17 protein-coding genes and 3 pseudogenes are annotated in these 20,554 nt (G+C 58.5%); 9 read left to right on the plus strand and 11 right to left on the minus strand.

The genetic code is table 11. The annotated features are described in order from the left end of the window. Positions 1-314: 314 nt before the first annotated feature. The 3 genes and pseudogenes from NB311A_RS08080 to NB311A_RS20325 all read right to left on the minus strand — a co-directional run bounded on the left by NB311A_RS08080 (position 315) and on the right by NB311A_RS20325 (position 2,759). Positions 315-1,894: pseudogene (locus NB311A_RS08080) on the minus strand (recombinase family protein). After that, positions 1,891-2,358 (minus strand): DUF2924 domain-containing protein, encoded by a 468-nt coding sequence (locus NB311A_RS08085; RefSeq protein ID WP_009796920.1) that lies wholly within the window; start codon positions 2,356-2,358, stop codon positions 1,891-1,893. The pseudogene NB311A_RS08080 and the gene NB311A_RS08085 overlap by 4 nt, the downstream one beginning before the upstream one ends. Before the next feature lie 2 nt (positions 2,359-2,360). Further along, positions 2,361-2,759 (minus strand): DUF3489 domain-containing protein, encoded by a 399-nt coding sequence (locus NB311A_RS20325; protein WP_083780361.1) that lies wholly within the window; start codon positions 2,757-2,759, stop codon positions 2,361-2,363. A gap of 559 nt (positions 2,760-3,318) precedes the next feature. Here NB311A_RS20325 and NB311A_RS22265 point away from each other — a divergent pair. The 3 genes from NB311A_RS22265 (at position 3,319) to NB311A_RS22275 (ending at position 5,284) form a co-directional block, all read left to right on the plus strand. Beyond that, a complete protein-coding gene (locus NB311A_RS22265) occupies positions 3,319-4,101 on the plus strand; it encodes a hypothetical protein (RefSeq protein ID WP_009798024.1) in 783 nt (260 codons plus the stop codon). A gap of 500 nt (positions 4,102-4,601) precedes the next feature. Then, complete coding sequence (locus NB311A_RS22270) at positions 4,602-4,868, plus strand: hypothetical protein (protein WP_207382359.1); 267 nt, start codon at positions 4,602-4,604, stop codon at positions 4,866-4,868. 113 nt (positions 4,869-4,981) lie between these two features. Then, positions 4,982-5,284 carry an integrase core domain-containing protein gene (locus NB311A_RS22275; protein WP_207382360.1) on the plus strand — a complete coding sequence of 101 codons (303 nt, stop codon included), beginning with the start codon at positions 4,982-4,984 and terminating at the stop codon, positions 5,282-5,284. A gap of 562 nt (positions 5,285-5,846) precedes the next feature. Here the strand turns inward: NB311A_RS22275 and NB311A_RS08100 are convergent. The 4 genes from NB311A_RS08100 to NB311A_RS08115 form a co-directional block, all read right to left on the minus strand. Then, positions 5,847-8,441, minus strand: a complete 2,595-nt coding sequence (locus NB311A_RS08100) for a PAS domain-containing protein (RefSeq protein ID WP_207382361.1) — start codon at positions 8,439-8,441, stop codon at positions 5,847-5,849. 722 nt (positions 8,442-9,163) lie between these two features. After that, a complete protein-coding gene (locus NB311A_RS08105) occupies positions 9,164-11,323 on the minus strand; it encodes a hybrid sensor histidine kinase/response regulator (RefSeq protein WP_245256965.1) in 2,160 nt (719 codons plus the stop codon). Next, positions 11,229-12,743, minus strand: coding sequence for an ATPase domain-containing protein (locus NB311A_RS08110; RefSeq protein ID WP_009798029.1), 1,515 nt, complete (start codon positions 12,741-12,743; stop codon positions 11,229-11,231). Before NB311A_RS08110 ends, NB311A_RS08105 begins: the two co-directional genes overlap by 95 nt. Continuing rightward, complete coding sequence (locus tag NB311A_RS08115) at positions 12,730-13,089, minus strand: HigA family addiction module antitoxin (RefSeq protein ID WP_009798030.1); 360 nt, start codon at positions 13,087-13,089, stop codon at positions 12,730-12,732. The genes NB311A_RS08110 and NB311A_RS08115 overlap by 14 nt, the downstream gene beginning before the upstream one ends. Before the next feature lie 38 nt (positions 13,090-13,127). Here NB311A_RS08115 and NB311A_RS23130 point away from each other — a divergent pair. Together NB311A_RS23130 and NB311A_RS22545 are read left to right on the plus strand one after the other, a co-directional pair. Next, positions 13,128-13,427: pseudogene (locus NB311A_RS23130) on the plus strand (Hsp20 family protein); the annotation flags it as partial. Between the two features lie 75 nt (positions 13,428-13,502). Continuing rightward, positions 13,503-13,823, plus strand: a complete 321-nt coding sequence (locus NB311A_RS22545) for a hypothetical protein (protein WP_009798032.1) — start codon at positions 13,503-13,505, stop codon at positions 13,821-13,823. 118 nt (positions 13,824-13,941) lie between these two features. Here the strand turns inward: NB311A_RS22545 and NB311A_RS08125 are convergent. From NB311A_RS08125 to NB311A_RS20345, 4 genes and pseudogenes are all read right to left on the minus strand, one after another. Continuing rightward, positions 13,942-14,143, minus strand: a pseudogene (locus NB311A_RS08125) (cold-shock protein). A 344-nt stretch (positions 14,144-14,487) separates the two neighbouring features. Continuing rightward, a complete protein-coding gene (locus NB311A_RS08130) occupies positions 14,488-14,718 on the minus strand; it encodes a hypothetical protein (RefSeq protein WP_009798034.1) in 231 nt (76 codons plus the stop codon). Between the two features lie 251 nt (positions 14,719-14,969). Further along, a complete protein-coding gene (locus NB311A_RS08135) occupies positions 14,970-15,302 on the minus strand; it encodes a hypothetical protein (RefSeq protein ID WP_131522894.1) in 333 nt (110 codons plus the stop codon). A 377-nt stretch (positions 15,303-15,679) separates the two neighbouring features. Then, entirely contained in the window at positions 15,680-15,844 is a 165-nt protein-coding gene (locus NB311A_RS20345) for a DUF2934 domain-containing protein (protein ID WP_009798036.1), read from the minus strand. A gap of 679 nt (positions 15,845-16,523) precedes the next feature. On the opposite strand from NB311A_RS20345, the gene NB311A_RS08145 reads away from it, so the two are divergent. From NB311A_RS08145 to istB, 4 genes are all read left to right on the plus strand, one after another. Continuing rightward, complete coding sequence (locus NB311A_RS08145) at positions 16,524-16,910, plus strand: hypothetical protein (protein WP_131522895.1); 387 nt, start codon at positions 16,524-16,526, stop codon at positions 16,908-16,910. Between the two features lie 127 nt (positions 16,911-17,037). Beyond that, a protein-coding gene (locus tag NB311A_RS20350; protein ID WP_371256483.1) for an IS5 family transposase occupies positions 17,038-17,795 on the plus strand; the annotation gives its coding sequence in 2 pieces (ribosomal slippage) (positions 17,038-17,364 and positions 17,367-17,795; 756 coding nt in all). Positions 17,796-18,197: 402 nt separating this feature from the next. Next, positions 18,198-19,697: an IS21 family transposase gene (istA, locus tag NB311A_RS08160; protein ID WP_009796680.1), complete on the plus strand. Its 1,500-nt coding sequence runs from the start codon at positions 18,198-18,200 to the stop codon at positions 19,695-19,697. Beyond that, a partial coding sequence (gene istB / locus NB311A_RS08165) for an IS21-like element helper ATPase IstB (protein ID WP_009797880.1) occupies positions 19,697-20,554 on the plus strand: 858 nt, incomplete at its 3' end. The genes istA and istB, both read left to right, overlap by 1 nt.

A 20,554-nucleotide genomic window follows, 5' to 3' on the forward strand; every position in this document is an offset into this window, starting at 1 on the left:
TGCGGGGTTTTGGCGATCCGTTCAGTCTCAGCGCGCGTCTCTGGTCTCAAAAATCTTGCCAAAGTGCGCTTTGTCTCTGCATCGAAAATTCCCGTTCCTGGCCGAGCAGCAGAGACGGGTTCGCTGACTGGGTCAGTTCGGCCGCTGCAACCAATCGGTTCAAAGGGACATAGCCGGCATCATGCTACTTTTATTGCGGGTTTGAACCGCGACGGGTCTGCCCATCTGTGCGAAAGCCTGCTTTCTCGGGGAGGCCGGAAGTGCTTCTTTCGCGACATCGAAATGGCGAAAAATCAAGAGCGCGGTGTCGCTGGTCAGATCGGATCGAGACCTAGCGCTTCGAACTGACGATCCCATTCAAGCGGGAGCTCGCGCAGCTGTTCGAGACCGATGCCACGAGGTAACCGACCTTCAACGGCAGCCTTGGTGAGTGCGGGAGAGAGGAAGGCCAACGACAGTGTCATGTTGACGTGTCGCAGGCTGCATCGCTCGCGCGTTGCGATTGCTTGGGCATCTGTCGCCGAATCCGTAATGAGTTCATCAAGCCAGCGCCGGCCGCGGGCAATCGCTGCGACCAGCGTAGCGCGTTGCTCCAGCTTCATCGGGCGGAGCGGAAGTTTTGCGGAGGTCGGGCGTAGGATGGACCGCGCTCGTTTGGAGGGTGGCTTGGTCCAGGGGATGACGATGGTGGAGTGGTCGTCTTCGGCGGGATTGTCCGGATCCTGCTTCAGCTGCACGACGAGACGATTTTGCTGAACCTCGATCCGTTCGATCAGCAAGGAGGCGTAGGTGTTGTCGATCGTGCCCGTGCTTTTGTTTCGCGGCTCCAGGACAACCTTGCGGACCTGGTCATCGATGTCAGGGGCTGGCACCCGAGAGACCGAACCAACTGGGGCGGTCGCTGCATTCCCGAACAGAAGCGGTCGCGAGACATAGTAGCTGTAGTGCCGGCCCTTCTTCTGGGCCTGGGTCGGCGCCATGCGATGGCCGGCGTCGTCAAACATCAGACCAGTCAGGAGATGGCTGAAGGAGGTCCGGGTTCTGGTCTGATGACTGCGCTGGTCCGAGAGCATGGTCTGGACACGATCGAACAGATCCCGATCCAGGATCGGGGGCTGCTCGCCCGGATAGATTTGCCCCTTGTAGTTGACCTCGCCAATGTAGAAGCGGTTGCGCAGCAGATGGAATAAGGCGCCACAGCCGAATGCAACTCCGCCCCGGGTTACGCCGGTCTTGAGAACGCGCCGTCTGCTGACGACGTTGCGGTCCTTGAGGTCTCGCATCAAGGCACGGACACTGCCAAGCTCGAGATAGCGGGTGAAGATGTGACGGACCCGTTCGGCTTCTTCGGGGACGACGGCCACCTTGCCATTTTCCATGGCGTAGCCGAGGGGGAGGGGACCTCCGACCCAGATGCCCTTCTTCTTGGAGGCTGCCACCTTGTCCCGGATGCGCTCCGAGGTGACCTCCCGTTCGAACTGGGCAAAGGACAGGAGAACGTTGAGGGTCAGGCGTCCCATGGACGTTGTGGTATTGAACTGCTGGGTCACCGAGACAAACGACACCCGATGGGCATCGAACAGCTCGACCAGTTTGGCGAAGTCGGCGAGCGAGCGGGTCAGACGATCGACCTTGTAGACCACAATGACATCGATCTTGCGGGCCCGGATATCCTCCAGCAGGCTCTGCAGTGCCGGTCGGTCGGTTGATCCTCCGGAGAAACCGCCATCGTCATAACGGGTCTTGACCTGCACCCAACCGGCATGGGCCTGGCTTTTGATATAGGCACTGGAAGCCTCATACTGAGCATCCAGCGAGTTGAATTGTCGGTCGAGACCCGGGTATAGATCGCGCACCGGACGATCTCTCGGGCCACCGCTTTTCCCGCCCTCACGGCCCGTCCTCCTTACCGACCGTGTTATCCCGTAGGCCAAAGAAGCGGGGCCCGCTCCAGCGGGTACCGGTGATGGCGAAGGCGATGGCTGAGAGGCTGTCGTACAGTGTCCCCTCCCACAGGAAGCCATCCTCAACGACGATCGCCCGCTGGGTGATGCCGTTCCATTCGCGCGACAGGATGGTGCCGGCCTTCAACTCGACCTGTCCTCGGTCGAAGGCCACGAGCTTGGCCATGACGGAATCGGACGTCTCTTTCTCGCCGATCCGATCAAGGAACTGGCGAACCGTCGGATCAAGATCGTCCGACTGATCGACCTGTCGCCGATAGCTTACGATGGCTGTCTGCAGATGCTTCGGAAGATGCGCCAGCGCGGACCAGCTTGAGCGACGACCACGAGACTGCGGTCGCCGACCACCGAGATCGTGACAACGCGCGAGCTCGTTCTTCGCGGCCTTAGCCATCGTCAGGCCTGCTTCGCTGCAACGATGCGGTAGATGCGCTGATCTGCTTCAACGATTGAGACCAACTCGAGCCCGAGCTTCTTGCGGACAACGCCGGCCAAAAATCCTCGCACGGAATGCTGCTGCCAACCGGAGGCGTTTGAGAGCGCGGCAATGGTCGCACCAGCCGGGCGCCTCAAAAGATCAAGCAGTTTTGTTTGCTTGTTCGGCCGTTTGTTTGCTTCAGCACCTGCGCTGAATACACTGCCCCCTACAGCCGGACTTGAAGGAAGCGTTGGACGTCGTTTCGTCGGCTCTCTCACAGAACGAGGTGCTGTTTTTGCTGCCTTCGTTGTGGTGAGGGCCTTACCGCGTCCGCGGCGGTTCGATGGTGGCTTACGTTTGCGGGATGACTTCTGCATGGGACCCTCCGAAATTGATGCGACATCAGCGTCGCACCATCCAAGGCCCCGTCAGCGATGTTGCGCTGCGGGGCCGATCCGAGGGGCCACCTCACGTCACAGCAATGCTCGCTTCGCCCAAGAATGCCAGTCCTTTCTGCACGAATATGGGCAGTACGAATGTCAACATCTGTCGGGTGCGTTCGCGCGGCGAGGAGATGCCCTGGGTACGATCATTCGAACAACGCGTGGCGCCTGTTGCCATGGCCCAGGGTGACTATATAATTGGTAGCGATCGCCTCCGTCGCACAGGATCGGCCAATGGGTTTGCCCCTCCTAGTCTCCTAAGTCTGATAATCCCGTACCGATAGCGGTGAGCGTTCATACTCAACCGACCCGGATTTTTTCAGCCAAGTTTGTTAGAAACACGGAGCGGGGCCTATGTTCAAACGCGACAGCGAATAGGAAATAGGCTCCGACGCGATCACGGACCAACGACCTGCTAATCTCCGACTTCGGGCAGCTCTACCACCAGGCGCGCGCAAAGGACCAGGCCACGCTCAAGCGGGTTTCGAACCTCGTGACGAACGACCGCATCCGCGTTGAGGCGCATATGGCCCTTACGCCGATGCGCGGGCGCCTCTACCAGGAGCATCGCCCTGACTTGATCCTCAGGTACGACCTCGAAAACGCCGTGACTGCGGACAGTCCAGCCCTCACCGAGAAGATCATCCGGCTTCTCGACGAGGCAAAAGGCGGCATGGCCGGGCACGGGGTGTCGCTTACTCTCGGAAATCTCATACTCGAAGCGGGAGTCATGGGATACGTGCGCAAAGCCGTGAATGGATCGGGAGGACGAGGGCGCTTCATCCCCGTCGTGAACCGGCAGGGAGACCCGGCCTGGCCCGACAAATACGTCAAAACCGATGCTGACGCTGCCGCCGTCAATGCCGATATCGCGGACCCGGGCAAACGCAAGATATCGCTTGAAGGGAAGCGGCGCGAGCTGAACGCCGGAGGCAGGCGCGTCTACGAGGTCGAAATGCTTCTCGATCCAGTCGCGGCCGGTTCCCCGTTCTTCGACCGCGCGACGATCGAGCGGCTTATCGCGCAGTGCGCTCAGCCGTCGGGCGAGAAAGCGGGCCTTCATCTTTGGCAGGAATACAACCCCTCGCATCGCTACGCGATTGGGGCTGATACCGGAAAAGGCAATGGCAACGACCATAGCGCGTCCGTCCTCATCGATTTCTCGACGATGCTCGCGCGGGAGAGCGGGTCCTACGCGAACAACCTGATCCCCGCGGACAGCCAACGATCTTCACGGAACGCCGGCTTGTTCAGTTCCTCGCCCCGAGAAGAGTAGCGGGAGCGGTGAGGCAGATATTAGCAACCCGATTGGCGGTCTTGTCGACTAGCCATGCAGGAAAAAAGTGACTCTCATAAATTCTTAGGAACGAACGGGCCTCTTGTCCCTACCGTAAATCCAATCCTGCTGGCAGTTGATCGAGAATCGGGCGATGCTGCTGCTCGACGTTGGATTTGTGCAGACTGATCTTTGGAATAGTGATCGACCAGCTGCGGTCGCGCGTTGTGCTTGAGGCAGAAATTCTGGTCTTGCGGCAACAAATCAATGTGCTGCGGCGAACCCGTTCCAGGAGACCGATCTTCATCTTGATCGACAGACTGATATTGGGAGGTGTCTGCCGATTATTTCCTAAGATCTATGATGCCCTGGCGATTGTCCGACCGGAAACTGTGATCCGTTGGCATCGTGCCGGTTTCAGATCGTATTGGCGCTGGAAATCGCGACGCCGTTGCGGACGACCGACTGTGCCGTTAGAAATTCGCCGGCTGATCCGCGAGATGAGCCTCGCCAACCCGTTGTGGGGAGCGCCGGGAATCCATGGTGAGCTTCTCAAGGTTGGTATCGAGATCGGCCAGACCAGTGTGGCCAAGTATATGGCGCGGAGGAGGGCCCCGCCGTCGCAGGGTTGGAGGATATTCCTTCGCAACCATGCTGACGGGATCGCCGCGATGTACCTGTTCGTGGTGCCGACAATCTCGTTCCGACTGCTCTATGGGTTGCTGATCATGAGCCATGGCCGGCGGCAGATTCTGTGGTTTGGGTGACCGCGCATCCGACGGCCGAATGGATCGCCAACCAACTGACGGAGGCGTGTGGCTGGGAGCAGGCCCCTCGTTACCTGATCCGGGACCGCGATGGCGCATATGGCGAAATATTCATGCGTCGGGTTCGGTCCATCGGTATTCGCGACCGCCCGACGTCTCCTCGCTCACCGTGGCAAAATGCATACGCCGAACGGCTGATCGGATCGATCCGCAGGGAATGCCTTGATCATATCGTGGTGTTTGGCGAACGCCATCTGCGTCACGTGCTGCTCTCGAGTATGAGCTATTACAACGGCACACGCACCCATTTGTCCTTGAACAAGGACGCGCCGAAATCACGCGCCGCCGAGACAGCCGGACGCATTCTCTGTCTTCCGATCCTGGGCGGACTGCACCATCAATATGCCCGGATTTGATTTGCGATAGGCACAGGCCTCTGGCGGTAGTGGCACCGATCCTCGGTACGAAACCTTTCTTACTAGTCGCACTCCGAAGCGTATCGGGTCCTCTTTCTGCACCGCTTGAGCAACCTCGAAGCGACTTCGCGCGTGGAAAGATTGCTCGCGTCGCCAGAACCCCGGCGGCCGACATGACCGACGACCAAATCCCCGCATGCGGCCAACGCTCTCAGTAGAGAGCGCAAGCTCTCTGTCGTCGCGGCAAGAGCGAACCTTCGCCAGTTAGCGAGAGAATTGAGAGAGCTTCACCGAACCGGGCGCCTATGCCGGTCTGCAAAACATCGCAAGCCCTCCAACAATCTTCCAAACGCGGTGACAGAATGCGGCGCGGGGAATCCCAAATGGATGTCTGACCAGAACGTCAGATAATACTGTGCAATGGCGGCCGAATGCTCGCTCGTTTCTACGCGGAGCAGGCAAGGTCTGAGCGCGACAAGCGGGCATGGCTGAAGCTCGCCGCCACCGATCACATCGTGGTCGAAGTCGGCGATAGCCTGTTCGCGCTGCGCTCCACTTCATGTCAGCACTCCAAAACCTCCCGAACCTTTGCCGCCAACTGGTCGAGGGTGAACGGCTTGCCGATGAGCTCAACGGCCGGATCGACTACACCATTATGCATAATGGCATTGCGGGTGTAGCCGGTTGTATAGAGGACCTTAATGGCAGGACGACGCTTACGCACTTCATCGGCCAGCCTTCGACCATTCATGTCAGGCATCACAATATCGGTAAAAAGCAGCGCGATTTCCGGGTGAGCGTCTAAGACGCGCAACGCCGCCACGCCGCCATCAGCCTCCAGCACGTCATACCCCATTTCCATCAATGCATCGACGCTAAGTTGGCGCACGGCGGCCTCGTCCTCAACAACGAGAATGACCTCATGGGCTTTTCCAAGAGGTGGAACGGCTAACAGTCTGTCGCTGCGGTTGTCTGTCGCGCCCAAGAAACGAGGCAGGTAGATTTTGATCGTCGTGCCCTGGCCACGTTCGGAATAAATCTTCACGTGCCCACCGGACTGCTTCACGAAGCCATACACCTGGCTCAGCCCCAGCCCAGTCCCTTTACCGACAGCCTTTGTCGTGAAGAACGGATCGAAGGCTTTGGCGATGACCTCGGGAGGCATGCCCCCTCCCGTGTCGGACACAGCTATTGTCACATACTCCCCGGCGGGAACTCCACAGTTCGCGGCAACGTCGCGCTCATCGACATGCATATTTTGTGTCTCGATGGTGAGACTTCCCCTTTCGGCCATCGCATCGCGCGCGTTGACGGCCAGGTTGAGAATCGCGCTTTCAAGCTGATTGCGATCGACATGCGCTCGCCAGAGCCCGGCAGCGAGTACGGTTTCGTAGTGAATGTCTGTCCCCAAAGAATGGCGCAGAAGTTCGGACATACCAGGTACAAGCTTGTTTAGGTCCAGAGCTTCAGGATTGAGGGGCTGCTGGCGGGAAAAGGCCAATAATCGCTGGGTCAGCGTTGCTGCACGCTGCGCACCCTCTTTCGCCAATTCAATATAACGGGCTGCGCGCGTATCGGACGTCCCCACTTGCCTGCCTAGTATTTCCAGAGAGCCCATGACGACGGCGAGCATGTTATTAAAGTCGTGCGCGATGCCCCCGGTAAGTTGTCCAACCGCTTCCATCTTCTGGGCTTGCCGCAAGGCATCTTCGGCTTGCTCGCGCTCCGCGATCACTTCCCCGACGCGCCGTTCGAGATTTTCGTTGAGCGCGCACAATTCGGCTTCGGCGCGTTTTCTTCCGGTTACATCGATCGCGGTGCCAACGACACGGATGCACGCGCCATTTGAATCGAAAATGCCACGGCCCTTGGCTGCAACCCACCGAATCAGGCCGTCCTCTTTGCCTATGGTCCGATACTCGACATCGTATAACGCGCGCCTCCCAGGATCGCAGGCGCCGGCAAATGCTTCGAATATCCTGGCCCGGTCGTCGGGGTGAAGCCCATTGTAGAAATCGATCATGGAGGCGGGTGCCCGCGGCGAGATGCCGAACATCTGTTTGACGATGGGAGGGCAGATGGGGACGTCATGGATAACGTCAACCTCCCAGAAGCCTACCTCGGCTGCCTGAGTCGCTAAACGAAGGCGTTCTTCATTGACGGCGAGCTCTGCCCGAGTGCGCTTGCGCTCGGTGAGATCCAGCATCGCCCCGATCATGCGTATGGCAAGGCCATCTTCATTGCGGATGATGTGCCCGCGATCCAGGACGCTGGCATAACCTGCATCGGCGCGGAGAAAACGATACTCATCCTCCCAGCTCTTTGCCGAGCCGTCCAACGCGGCATGGATGCTCTGAACGATGCGTTCGCGGTCAGCGGGATGGATATGTGTGATCCACCACTCCCCGGTGGGCGTCACACTGTCCGGGGCGTGCCCGTAGGCCGTTTCGAGAGCCTCATTCCAGACCACGTGGTCGGTGGAAATATCCCAATCCCAGATCGCATCGTTGGTCGCGCGGTTGGAGAGACGCAGGCGTTCCTCGACATCGCGCAACGCGATCTCAGCATCCAGCCGCTGCTGGACCTCGATCCTCAAATCTTGGGCGCGCGCTTTCTGCTCTGCCGACGTCTTGCGTAGTTCGAGCTGGGTCATCACCTGCCGCGCTAGCAAGTCGAGCACGAGCCGTTGACGGCGCGTGATCCCATCCGGTCTAGGATTTCGGTCGAGAACGCAGACCGTCCCGATGGGGAGTGCCTGGGTGGTGCGTAGCAGAGCACCCGCGTAAAAGCGCAATCCATCGTGGACCGCCATGAGGGGATTACTGGCGAACCGGGGATCGCTGCTCGTATCGGGCACTACTAGAAGGTCATTCTGCAAAATGGCGTAGGCGCTCGAGACATCCAAAGGAAGTTCGCGCGTGCCTATCCCACACTCGGCCTTGAACCATTGACGGTCTGGGGCAATCAAATTCACAAGAGCGACGGGGGTACCGAATATCTCGGCCGCAAGGCGGACAATATCGTCGAACTCCTCCTCGCGTGGCGTATCCAGGATGGCGAAACTTTCCAACGCCGCCACACGGTCGGCTTCTGACCAGAGTAGGCGATCGGATGTCGTCGTATGTCTTGTTGCATCATGGTTTACCAGCGCTTCCAATTCCGCGCCGCAATAATGCGGATCAGCAGAAGAGTTCCAGAGCGCGTGCGCTCTTGCTCGGGTAATTCTACCAATAAGCGCATGTCCAGTCGGTTACTGTCAATGTTCCAAGAGCCCACAGCAGCACATCTAAAAAAATTCGTACTTAGGTGTTTAGTCGAACAATGTGATGGCTTGGCTGACGGGCAACAACTGTGCGTTTTCGGACGCTTGGACCGTCAAATACGCTGACACTCCCGCTTTCAATTTTGAACTCAAAGGTCGAGCGTCTAAACGCTGGATCGGTCCAGTGCGCATCCGAAATGCGTCCCGTCTTATGAGTTGCCCGCTCATGCAGAGCTCACGGAGCGGTTGGGCAATTTAACGGGTTCGGCGGGCCGGCGTTGTTGCCTTAATGGTGATGGCCCGTTGCGGCCGGCGCAATCGCTGTAGATCTGAAGACCGCGGTTAGGAATGTGAACGGCAGGGGGTACTCAGCGGCTTCAGTGTATCAATGTTCTTGTGCCGCCAGTGAGCCTACGCCGCGGGGTCGAATGCTCGACTGAACACTATGGAAGATGGTGGAGGAAAAACTTTGAACGAGCCGAGCTGGCTCGGGATTGAGTTACTGATGCGCCTGTATAGGTATTCGTTCCGGTTGCGATAGAGATCTTACTGTGAGGTGGATCGACGGGTTCCTCGAAGAGCTGACTGAGAGGAGAACGGTGTTAACTCTTGAGCTTTCAGCTCGTGCACGGGAGGCTCTGCGACTCAGCACTCTGTTTCATCACCCTCTTGATTTCCGTTGAAAGCTGATCCTGCTGATAGGGTTTGCCAATCTTCGGCAAGTCGTTAACTGACCCTGTCGGCAGCTCCGCGTATCCGGTCGCTAATAGCACGGGAAGCTCAGGGCGAATTTGCCGAGCGGCAGCGGCGAGCTGCGCGCCATTCATCCGTGGCATCGAATAATCCGTCACAAGGAGGTCAATGGTTCGGTTTTGTCGGAGAATTTCCAGCGCGCGGTCGCCTGAATTAGCTTCAATGACCTCGTGACCAAGATCTTCAAGCATATCGACGGTGCTCATGGCGATGAGAGCGTCGTCGTCAACGACAAGAATGGTTATCTTCTCCGCCGCCTCTCCATCCGACCCGGGCTCTGTCGGTTTCTCTTCAGCAGCGATCAGGGTGGTGACCGGCAGCCACAACTCCGCTTTGGTGCCGACGCCGACCTCGCTCGTCAGCCGTAGCGCACCATTGAGCTGTAACGCCAATCCATGGACCATCGAGAGCCCTAAACCTGTGCCTTTTCCAACCCCTTTCGTCGAGAAAAACGGCTCCGTCGCCTTCTCTATCGTATCAGCATCCATTCCATGTCCAGTGTCGCCCACGACTAAGCGCACGTAATGCCCTGCTGGAAGGTCGGTGGTTTTCGGAACTTTTACATGATCAACCGCGATCGACAGGACACCACCGTCAGGCATGGCATCGCGGGCGTTGACAACCAGATTCAGTACAGCGAGCTCGATCTGATTGGCGTCCACCAAAGCTAGCGGAAGATCTGGGGGAAGATTGTAACGCAGTTCAATGTGAGCACCGGCTGAGCGCTCAATCAAATCGGCAGCCCCACGGACGAGATCTACTAAATTTTTTGGTTCAACCTTTAGGTCCTGCCGCCGGGCGAAGGCGAGCAGACGTTGAGTCAGCGCCGCTCCCCGTTGCGCTCCCTGCAATGCGCCCTTGATGAGACGCGCGGTCCTTGGGTCATCTGGTATGTGCTTGCGTAGCAAATCGAGGTTGCCCAGCACCGCCATCAGAAGGTTGTTGAAATCGTGAGCAACCCCGCCAGTCAGTTGGCCGATCATTTCCATCTTTTGGGCCTGCCGGAGTTGCTCTTCCGCCCGCTCTCTTTGGGCGATTTCAGAAAGCACGGTGGCGTGCGCCTCCCTCAATTCGGCGGTCCTCGCGGCGACACGTTCCTCAAGCATCTCGTTGAGCTTGGTCATGTGTTCCTGGTTTGACTTTCGGTGGGTGATGTCTGACGCTACCCCGACCAGACGTGGATGGCGGCCCTCCCTGTCGCGTACCAGGCGTGCTCTGAATTCAGCCCAATAAATGCTGCCGTCCGGCCATACATTTCGGAACTCGACGGCACAATCGGCACCCGTCTCGGCCGTGATACGCAGAATCTCTCTTATGCGCTCCCGATCGTCATCGTGGATGCTGTTGAGCAGGTCTTCGTAGGAGAAAGTATCGTTCGAAACGCAGCCGAAAATTGCCTTAAAGGCTGCCGACGCGGTCAGCTTCCGATCGGTCGCATCCAGTTCCCACGTGCCGAGATGGCCTGCGAGAAGGGCGGTGCGCAGACGCTCCTCGCCCTCGTGGAGTTCCTCGATGAGATTACGCGCCTGGAACTGCCGCCGGCGGCCTTTGAATGCCGTCCGGGCGACGCTAACAAATGTCGCGGGCCGGAATGGCCGCTCCAGGAGCGTGACATTGGTGGCGATCTCATAGAGCACCGTTGCATCGGAGCTAGGTTCTGATGCGGGATTGCGCTGGGTCAAAATGATGAACGGCAAGTCCGACCAGGCCGGCTGCGCTGAAAGGCGCGTCCGGATTCCGTGCAGATCGGTGAGCCGCAAAGCTTCCTCCGTGACCAGGGCGAAGCAGGCGTCCTCATCCAGACTGCTCTCGAACTCCAGCGGATGTGCACAAACAATCGAACGGATTCCAGCCCCTTCCAAGAGAGTACGCACGATCGTTGCGTCCCGGCCGTACGGGGCAAAGATCACCGCTCTGGTGGTAGCCGAATTAGGAATGACCATCACCCGCAGCTGGTTTGGATAGAAGCGGCCCCCCTCCGACAAATGTCGGGACACCCCGGAGAATTCCTTGAAATTGATCAAGAGGCTCGCCCAATCTGAGGCCGCTCACGCTAATATGGAATTCTCTGATCGTCTCCTCGTGTCTTCCGGTCCTCTTTTTTATGATCGACACCGCGCGGCGCACCCTTCCCGATGCCTCGAAATAGCGCAGCAGGATGACGGTATCGGCAAGGTAGGTGACATCGACCGGCGCTTTCATATCGCCGACGAGCCCGTGTTGCGCCACGGTTAGAAACGTGTTCGCCCCCTGCCGGTTCAGGTATTGGATCAATTCATGGATATGCAGGACGAGCGAATTTTCCTCCGGCATCGCCGCCCGATACCCATTGAGGCTGTCGATTAAGACTGTTTTTGCTTGCGCCTGGTCAACCCGGTCACGCACCCGCTGAGCGAACTCGCCCGGCGACAATTCCGCGGTATCGAGCTGCTCAATATGAAGCAGGCCCGCGTCGCGTAGTTCCTCCAGCGCGAACCCCATAACCTTCGCTCGCTCGAACAGTAGAGTAAGCTCTTCGTCAAAGATGAATATCGCTGCTTTTTCACCGCGCTGGCACGCGGCAGTCACAAATTGGAGTCCAAAGGTGCTCTTTCCCGTGCCGGCGGGGCCTAATATCAAAATGCTCGATCCTTGCTCGATGCCCCCGCCAAGAAGGGCATCGAGCTCCGGAACGTCGCTCTTGATCTGGCGCCGCACGAAGCCCGTCCGATGTTCGGACGCCACTAACCTGGGGAAGACAGTGACGCCGCCCTTCCTGATCACAAAATCATGGTAACCGCCACGGAACGTCTGTCCGCGGTATTTGGAAACTCGAAGGCGGCGTCGCTCGGCGCCGTAGTTCGGCGTTAGTTCCTCAAGCAGGATGACGCCATGTACGACGCTGTGCGCCGTTTTGTCTGACGCTTCGGTGGTTCGATCATCGAGCAACAGGACGGTCGTGCCATGCCGCGAGAAGTAATGCTTAAGGGCGAGAATCTGCCGTCGATAACGCAGAGAGCTTTGTGCCAACGACCGAATTTCTGACAGACTATCCAAAACGACACGGCCTGGTTTTACGCGCTCAAACTCTCTAAGAAGAGACGTCGTGGTCTCGCCGAGTTCGAGGTCGGAGGAGTAAAGCAGAGTCTGCTGCTGGTCCGCATCGAGCAAGCTCTCAGCCGGGGCGAGCTCGAACACCTCGATATTGCCATCGACGGTCCAGCCATGCGAAGCGGCACCGTTTCGCAGCTCGTGCTCGGTCTCCGAAAGAGTGATGTAGAGGCACCGCTCGCCCGCCGCCGCACCTTCCAGAAGAAAGCGGAGCGCAATAGTCGTTTTGCCTGTTCCGGGGTTCCCCTCGAGCAAAAATACATGCCCGGTGGTGAGGCCGCCCCCTAAGACATCATCAAGTCCAGGTACACCCGTCCGGGCCCGATCTATCAGTTTTGTCTTAACGTCCATCATAAGCTCCGATCTTCTTGACGATTGTCTCGGAGAGAGGATGCAGCGGGATGTGCCTTAAGACAGCGTCAAGTTCCTTCCTCGCGCGTTGCAGATCGTGACGATTCTGGCAGCGCAGCCAAAAGACAGAAGATACGCCGCAAAGCTGTTCCAAGCGCGCCGCCATCGCCGGGGTGATGGCAGCTTCTCCGGCAAGAATGCGGTGGAGAGTTTGACGAGCGACGCCAAGGTCTCGCGCTGCCTGACTGATAGACAAATGCAAACCCGGCAACACCTGCTCGCGCAAGAGCGTGCCCGGATGTTGGGCCACGGCAGGCGGCCGTGTCTTTTGATGAGGTTCCGTTTCCATCACCCCTGTAACGCCGAAAGCGACAGGCAGTTCCTACCGGCTTCTCGCCTGAAGAGATTTCCATCACCGCCGAGCAGAACGTTGTCACCTTCGAAGGCACCAAGGTCGAACAAACAAAGCGAGAGTACCTGTATCGCGGCATCTCCACTCGCCAGTTCAAACGGCAATTCAGCTTGGCTGATTACGTTCAGGTAAAGGGTGCGACCTTCGATAAGTGTCCTGGTCCAGAGATGGATCAGCCACAATTTTTTTCCAATGATCGAAAACCAGGGATCGCCATTAGGCCCGCACCACCAGCCAACGCAAATGTGCACAATATCCAGGCCAATGCGGCCTAAATCTTGTCATTGTTTAGAGGTGCCGCGCGCATCACAGCGCGCGGCACCAGTACTCGTCTAAGAATGGAGGCAACCATGCGGCCGACGACCGCCTATGACAATGTTCTTAATCTCAATGGGCTTCTTCATCCTCGAAAGGCTTTCGATCATCCGAAAAACATCGTGGCTGATCCCTCTCTATCGATCGCTGAGAAGCGCGCCATCCTCGCGTCGTGGGCTTCCGATGTCTCGGCAATCAGATCTTGCCCCTCTTTACGATGGGGTCCTCGGGAGAAGCTCCCGGTCAGGATCGACGAAATCCTCGAGGCATTACGTGAGCTCGATTACTCCCCTCGCGATCCACCGGGTGGAAAACCTTTCCGTCTACGTTCCGTGGAGCGCGCGATTGCAGCTTAGGACTGGTGAGGATCGCTGACGGCATCGGCACCAGAAAAAGCAAATGGCCCGGAGCATTGCTGCGGGCCATCCACATCGCGAGCGAGCATAAATCCGGCTCAGCTCACCGGGTCAATGATCAGCCGACGCGTAGGTCTCGGCGCTTTCCTTGCCGCGGTTTTGGACGACCTCGTGGCTCACTTTGTCGCCTTCACTGAGCGAGCTCAGGCCTGCCCGCTCGACTGCCGAGATGTGCACGAAGACATCCTTGCCGCCGCTCTCGGGCTCGATGAACCGTAGCCCTTCTGCCCGTTGAACCACTTCACAGTGCCAATTGCCACTTGTCGAACTCCTGTTGGAACGATCGACGGATAGGATCACTCGCTACGCACGAGAGTGCCGGGAAAGATGATGCACGTGGCGTCGGCTTTCGCTCGACCTAGTGAAAAGCCGCGCGACTAAGGGGCTAAGTTCCTTTAGCCCATATCTATGACTTCAAAACAGCACGTATGCCAGCACCACCAGAGCGCAGCCCACGAGCCCACCCATTAGGAACGGGCTTCTCAATCTCGACTTGGAGACGATCTCGGCTTCCTGGGGACGATCCGAGTGTGTCGGTCGCTGTGAGGGAGTTTCCTGAACCATAAGGAATAACGCTCCCAATCTTTTTCGTTCCGCTCCAGCCTCAAATCAACTGCTTGGCGGCGAAAAGGCAAAGCAGGATTGAGCCTGTGCTTATCGCCATGAAGCCCATATTGCTGCCGAAGAATGTGGCAGAGATCGAATTAGCAGCGGCAGCCGCGGTCGTTGTCCGACCGCTGATTTTCTTTTGAGATTTCTTCGCTGCCATGCTGATCCCGAGTTGGCCAGAATGAACTGACCGCCGCGCTCCCTGTCGAAGTTCATCTTCGATCATGGCGCATTATTCGCACGACAACCCATCCGAAATTCGCACGACAACCCATCCGAAGGCTTAACGTCCATAGTGAACCAAACGTCACCGCTGCCGATGGTTTATGAATTGCTTTAGCGCGGATACCTTAAGCCTGAGCTCACTAGATTCACGCACTTGCAACGCTTGTCGATGCGACGATAGCCATTTGCTCCATACCGGCAAACAGTGATCCCGCGCGCAGCTGCTTGGCTTCCAAGCAAGAGACTAGCTTCTCACGTTCCACTCAAGAGGGCTCTTGATGTGCCTGCCTGGGAGCCCGCTTTGGTGTGCTTGCGTGGCTTCCGCGGCGGATCAAAGAGCGGCGCCAGCCGTTCGTACAGCATCGCCGCCATGGCCTCACGCTTCGGGACAGCCTTTAGGTTTGCCTTCGCCATCTTGGCGAGCTCGATCAAATCGATATTGTCGAAGGCTTCGATCCACGCCAGTCCGTGGTCAGACCAAGACGGATGCGCAAGGACGATGTCACTGACGCCCTGAATTTCGGCCGCCGTCAGCGCGCGTTCATTTTCAGACGATTCCACAATGGTGCGCAGCGTGATGATCACATGTCCTTCGCCGTGCTCGAGGATCATTCGGCGAAGCGTCTGACCAGCCTTGGTGCGCAACGGACCAGTAGGCTTGGCACTGGGCTATTGTTATTCCGAGATCGGCGCAGATGCTTTCTATCGTGCTCATACTGCTTGTCTCTCATCACCTGTGTCGCAATCAGGTGTAGAGCGCAATCGAGTAATTGGCATGCAAAGCGCCTAGTGCGTCGTTTCTTCTATGATGACCGTTACGTGGCTTGTATCCGGAGGATCGCTATCGTTGCACTCGCACGGCGCCCTGTAGCCGCACGCGCAGCCTATCTCATAATCATACGGCCTGTAGGGATGGCGCTCACAGACCCAGCCGATAGCGCGGCAGATGGTGCATTCGTCATTCATGGGCTTGCCTTTCGTTCTACGACGAGCCGTTCCTTTTCTTCGCCGAGCAATTCCTCTTCGGCCTGAAGGTAGAACTCATCGTCCCTCCCTAAAGGGAAGCCGGCCTTTTGCCAAAGCTCATACATACGGCGGCGGATTTGCGCAGCGGTGAGTTTCTTCATGGTCTTGGTGATGCGTCCGAGGGAGAATCAGGTCGTTGAGTTCCGGCGCCGGCCGCCCATGGATCAAGTCGAGAGCTTCGATCTAGGTAAAAGTCCGGGCGTGTTAATCGTAGACCGCTGGAGCGGGTCGGATCGGACGAATTCCAGTCGGAATCGGCGCAATGCCTTTAGGTAGCGGCGTCGCACTCGTGCCGCCACCGCTAGGAACCGCCGTCACAAGCCGCGGGCCAGTCCAAACCTCGAGCTTGCTATCGCCAGCGAAATGCCTAGCCTTCCGGAGCGCTTCAGCATCGTTGCGACAGATCATTTTGTCAAAACCGGCAATGCGGCCATCATCGCCGATTAGATAAGCTTGATATTTCTTCATGTTCCCGCTTCCTGGGCACAAAGGGGCGGCCGTAAACGTTTCCCGGTTGGTGACGTTCCAAACGGGGTAAAGAGAATTGCAAGCTTTATTGAAAGGGCCATCTGGGCTTCGGCTTGTGAAGACGATAACCAGAAGCCAGATGACGATCGCCTCTTGCGTAATCAGAGCTGCGCATTGAGATTGCAGTTGCCCCGCTGTAGCCCGGCAAATGGATGAAACTTTTGTCTCACTTCTAGGTTGTGGGGAGGACGTTGACGACGTGCTTATTTCGAACCCCACTTTTCCGACGTTATTCCCTCCCAGGAGACTAAGATGCGTAGCTCGATAATGCTGATAGCCGGAGCACTAGCGATTCTTGCGGGTCCCCTCGCGCAGCCTGCGCACGCCGACAGCAAAGACGAATTCAAGAAGGGATGCGAATCCAGCCGGCCGCCAGGCTCGTTCGTCGAGAACGTGGATAATGTCCAATGCAACACGAGCGGCGGCACCACGATCACGTGCGATAAATCAATCAAGCAGTGCGGCGTGGCCTCGCTGGGCCCGGAAAAGCCGTGCACGCCCGGCGTCACGCATCGACTGGACCGGACAAGCGAGGTACTCGGCTTGAGCTGTCAGCCGATTGTGGTTCGCGATAGGACCGTGCCCTCCGGCATGGACTTGGATCACTCTGACCCCGCTTTTCCGGGATCGCGTCACTGATCCAGGTCGCGCCGTAACCACCGCGAAATGCCAAGGAAGCCGTCAGCGCCCATTAGGGTCGGGACCCATAAAAATGATTCTTTCGGCGCTGAGTTTGTGATTCACGGTCTCCGATAGGAGGCGCTCCATGAGTCGCGATTGTTTTTGGCTAACGAAGGATCAGTTCGCTCTTCTCAAGCCGCTTCTGCCTAACGATACGCGCGGCAAGCCGCGGGTCGATGATCGGCGGGTCATCAGCGGCATTATCCAGGTTCTGAAGTCCGGTGGGCGCTGGATCGATGCGCCGGAGGTCTATGGTCCGCGCAAAACACTCTACAATCGTTTCGTCTGCTGGGCAGCGAAGGGCGTATGGGTAGACATATTCCACGCACTCGCAACGGCTGGTGGACCTCCTGCGCAGGTCCTGATCGATAGCTCGGCCGTGAAGGCGCATCGATGCGCATCTGGCGGCAAAGGGGGGAACATCAGCAGGCCATCGGCCGATCGCGCGGCGGGCGCACGACGAAAATCCACGCGCTGACCGACGTGGAGTGTCGTCCCGTCGCGTTCTTGCTGACCGGGGGGCAGATAGCCGATTGTACCGCTGGAGCGGTTCTGCTCGAAGAGATGCCACGTTCCGCGATCCTGCACGGCGACAAGGGCTACGACAGCGATGCCATCCGCCAGCAGGTCGAGCAACGCGGCACGATGCCGAACATCCCGCCCAAGGCCAATCGCAAATGGAAAAACTGCTTCTCGCCCGTGCTCTACCGCGATCGCAATGCCATCGAGCGCATGTTCTGCCGTCTCAAAGACTTCCGGCGTGTCGCAACCCGCTATGACCGTCTTGCCGTCAACTTCATGGCTGCCGTCTGCATCGCCGCAACCGTCAGCTATTGGTTATGAGTCCGGGCCCTAGGCACTGCCGGCTTTTGTTTGCGCTACCTTGACTCACTTAGATTTGCAGTGCTGGCCATTCCCGACGGGCCGGTAATGCATGACGTAGGAGAGAATAAACCATAAATCTGAGAAGGAAGTGTCCAAGCCGAGCGCATTGCAACCAACGTAAAATAGAACGCGTTATGCACCGGATTTGATGTTTGTTTTGGTGAGAGGATAGCGGCATGAAGAAGAAGCTGATGATAATTGCGACCGTTGCCACGGTCGGCAGCGGCCTCGTCGTATCGGCGCCTGCTGTCATTCGGCATGCAAAATTGACCCCGTAAGCCGGGGGATCGGCGTCCAAAATTGACCCCCTACAGGTTGGCTGTTGCGCTGCCTGCTTTGTCATGAAGCAGGTGGTCGGGGATGCTGATCGTGGAGACGATTGCACGGATACGGCGCGAACACTTCATCAAGGGCAAGACGATCAAGGAGATCGCCCGTGACCTGAAGGTGTCGCGGAACACGGTCCGGAAGGTGCTGAGGTCGGGCAAGACCTTGTTCGAGTATGAGCGTTCGATCCAGCCGCGCCCCAAACTCGGGCGTTGGGCGGCGGAGCTTGATGAACTGCTGGCGGCGAACGCGGCCAAATCGGCTCGCGAACAGCTGACGCTGATCCGGATCTTCGAAGAGTTGCGCGGACGCGGCTATGACGGCGGCTACGATGCCGTACGGCGTTACGCCAGGCGTTGGAGCAAGGAGCGCGGGCAATCGACCGCGGCGGCCTATGTTCCGTTGAGCTTTGCGGCGGGCGAAGCCTACCAGTTCGACTGGAGCCATGAGATCGTTCTCCTCAACGGCGTGACGGCGATCGTGAAGGTCGCTCATGTCCGGCTGTGCCACAGCCGCATGCTGTTCGTGCGGGCCTATCCGCGGGAGACGCAGGAGATGGTATTCGACGCCCACGACCGGGCGTTCGCACTGTTCAAGGGTACCTGCAGCCGCGGCATCTACGACAACATGAAGACGGCGGTAGAGACGATCTTCGTCGGCAAGGATCGCCGCTACAATCGCCGCTTCCTGCAGATGTGCAGCCACTATCTGATCGATCCGGTCGCCTGCACGCCGGCGTCGGGCTGGGAGAAGGGTCAGGTCGAGAACCAGGTCGGGCTGGTCCGGGAACGGTTCTTCACGCCACGGCTGCGGTTCAAAACCCTGGACGAGTTGAACGCGTGGCTTCTGGATAAGTGCATCGCCTACGCCAAGGCGCACCGACATCCAGAACTGGCCGAACAGACGGTCTGGGAGGTGTTCGAAGCCGAGCGGCCCAAGCTCGTTCCCTATGCTGGCCGGTTCGACGGATTCCACGCGGTGCCGGCATCGGTCTCGAAGACCTGCCTGGTGCGCTTCGACAACAACAAATACTCGGTCGCTGCCAGCGCCGTCGGGCGCCCGGTCGAAGTTCAAGCCTATGCCGATCGCATCGTGATCCGTCAGGACGGGCGCATCGTTGCGGAGCATCCGCGATCGTTCGGACGCGGCGAGACGACCTACAATCCCTGGCACTACGTGCCGGTGCTCGCGCGCAAACCCGGGGCCTTACGTAACGGCGCACCCTTCAAGGACTGGGTGTTGCCGGCCGCGATCGAACGGATCCGGCGCAGGCTCGCCAGCACCGACGACGGCAATCGACAGATGGTCGACATCCTCAATGCGGTGCTGACGGACGGTTTGTCGGCGGTCGAAGCCGCCTGCGCCGAGGCGATCGCTCATGGCGTTCATTCCGCTGACGTCGTTCTCAACATCCTGGCTCGCCAACGCGAACCCGCTGCACCGGCCAACATTATGACGCCGGCGGCACTGACGCTCCGCCATGCGCCGATCGCCGATTGCGCCCGTTACGACAACCTCCGGAGGACCATCTGATGGAACGAACCCAAATCTTCGACCTCATGGGTGAGCTCAAACTCTACGGAATGAGGGCTGCCTTCGACGAGATCATGGCGACGGCCGTCAAGCGCCAGCACGAACCTCAGCACATCGTCGGCGACCTGCTCAGCGCCGAGATCAACGAGAAGCAGGCGCGGTCGATCAAGTACCAGCTCACCATCGCCAAGCTGCCATTGGCCAAGGATCTCGATGACTTCCAGTTCGAAGGCACGCCGATCAATCAGACGCTCGTCAATGATCTCGCCGGCGGCGGCTTCATCGCCCAGCAGCGCAACGTCGTGCTCGTCGGCGGCACCGGCACAGGCAAAACCCACCTGGCCATCGCAATCGCCAGAAGCTGCATCCGATCCGGCGCCCGCGGTCGCTTCTACAACGTGGTCGACCTCGTCAATCGCCTCGAGATCGAGACCCGTAACGGACGTCAGGGCCGGCTTGCCGAACATCTGACCCGGATGGACTTCATCGTGCTCGACGAACTCGGATATCTGCCCTTTGCCCAATCCGGCGGCCAGTTGCTGTTCCATCTCGTCAGCCGGCTCTACGAGCGTGCTTCCGTCATCGTCACCACCAATCTCGCCTTCGGCGAATGGCCCAGCGTGTTCGGCGACGCCAAGATGACCACCGCGCTGCTCGACCGGTTGACCCACCACTGCGACATCGTCGAAACCGGTAACGACAGCTGGCGCTTCAAAAGCCGCGACGACGATCACGCCACCCGCGCTCGTCTCGTCTCCGCAATCCCGGCCAGCTCCGACGAGTCGAGCGCTACCCTCAAACCACGCCGCGCGAAGGGGTCAAAATTGAACGCCGATACGGGGTCAAATTTGCGAGCC

Source organism: Nitrobacter sp. Nb-311A (assembly GCF_000152905.1).
Taxonomy (GTDB): Bacteria; Pseudomonadota; Alphaproteobacteria; order Rhizobiales; family Xanthobacteraceae; genus Nitrobacter.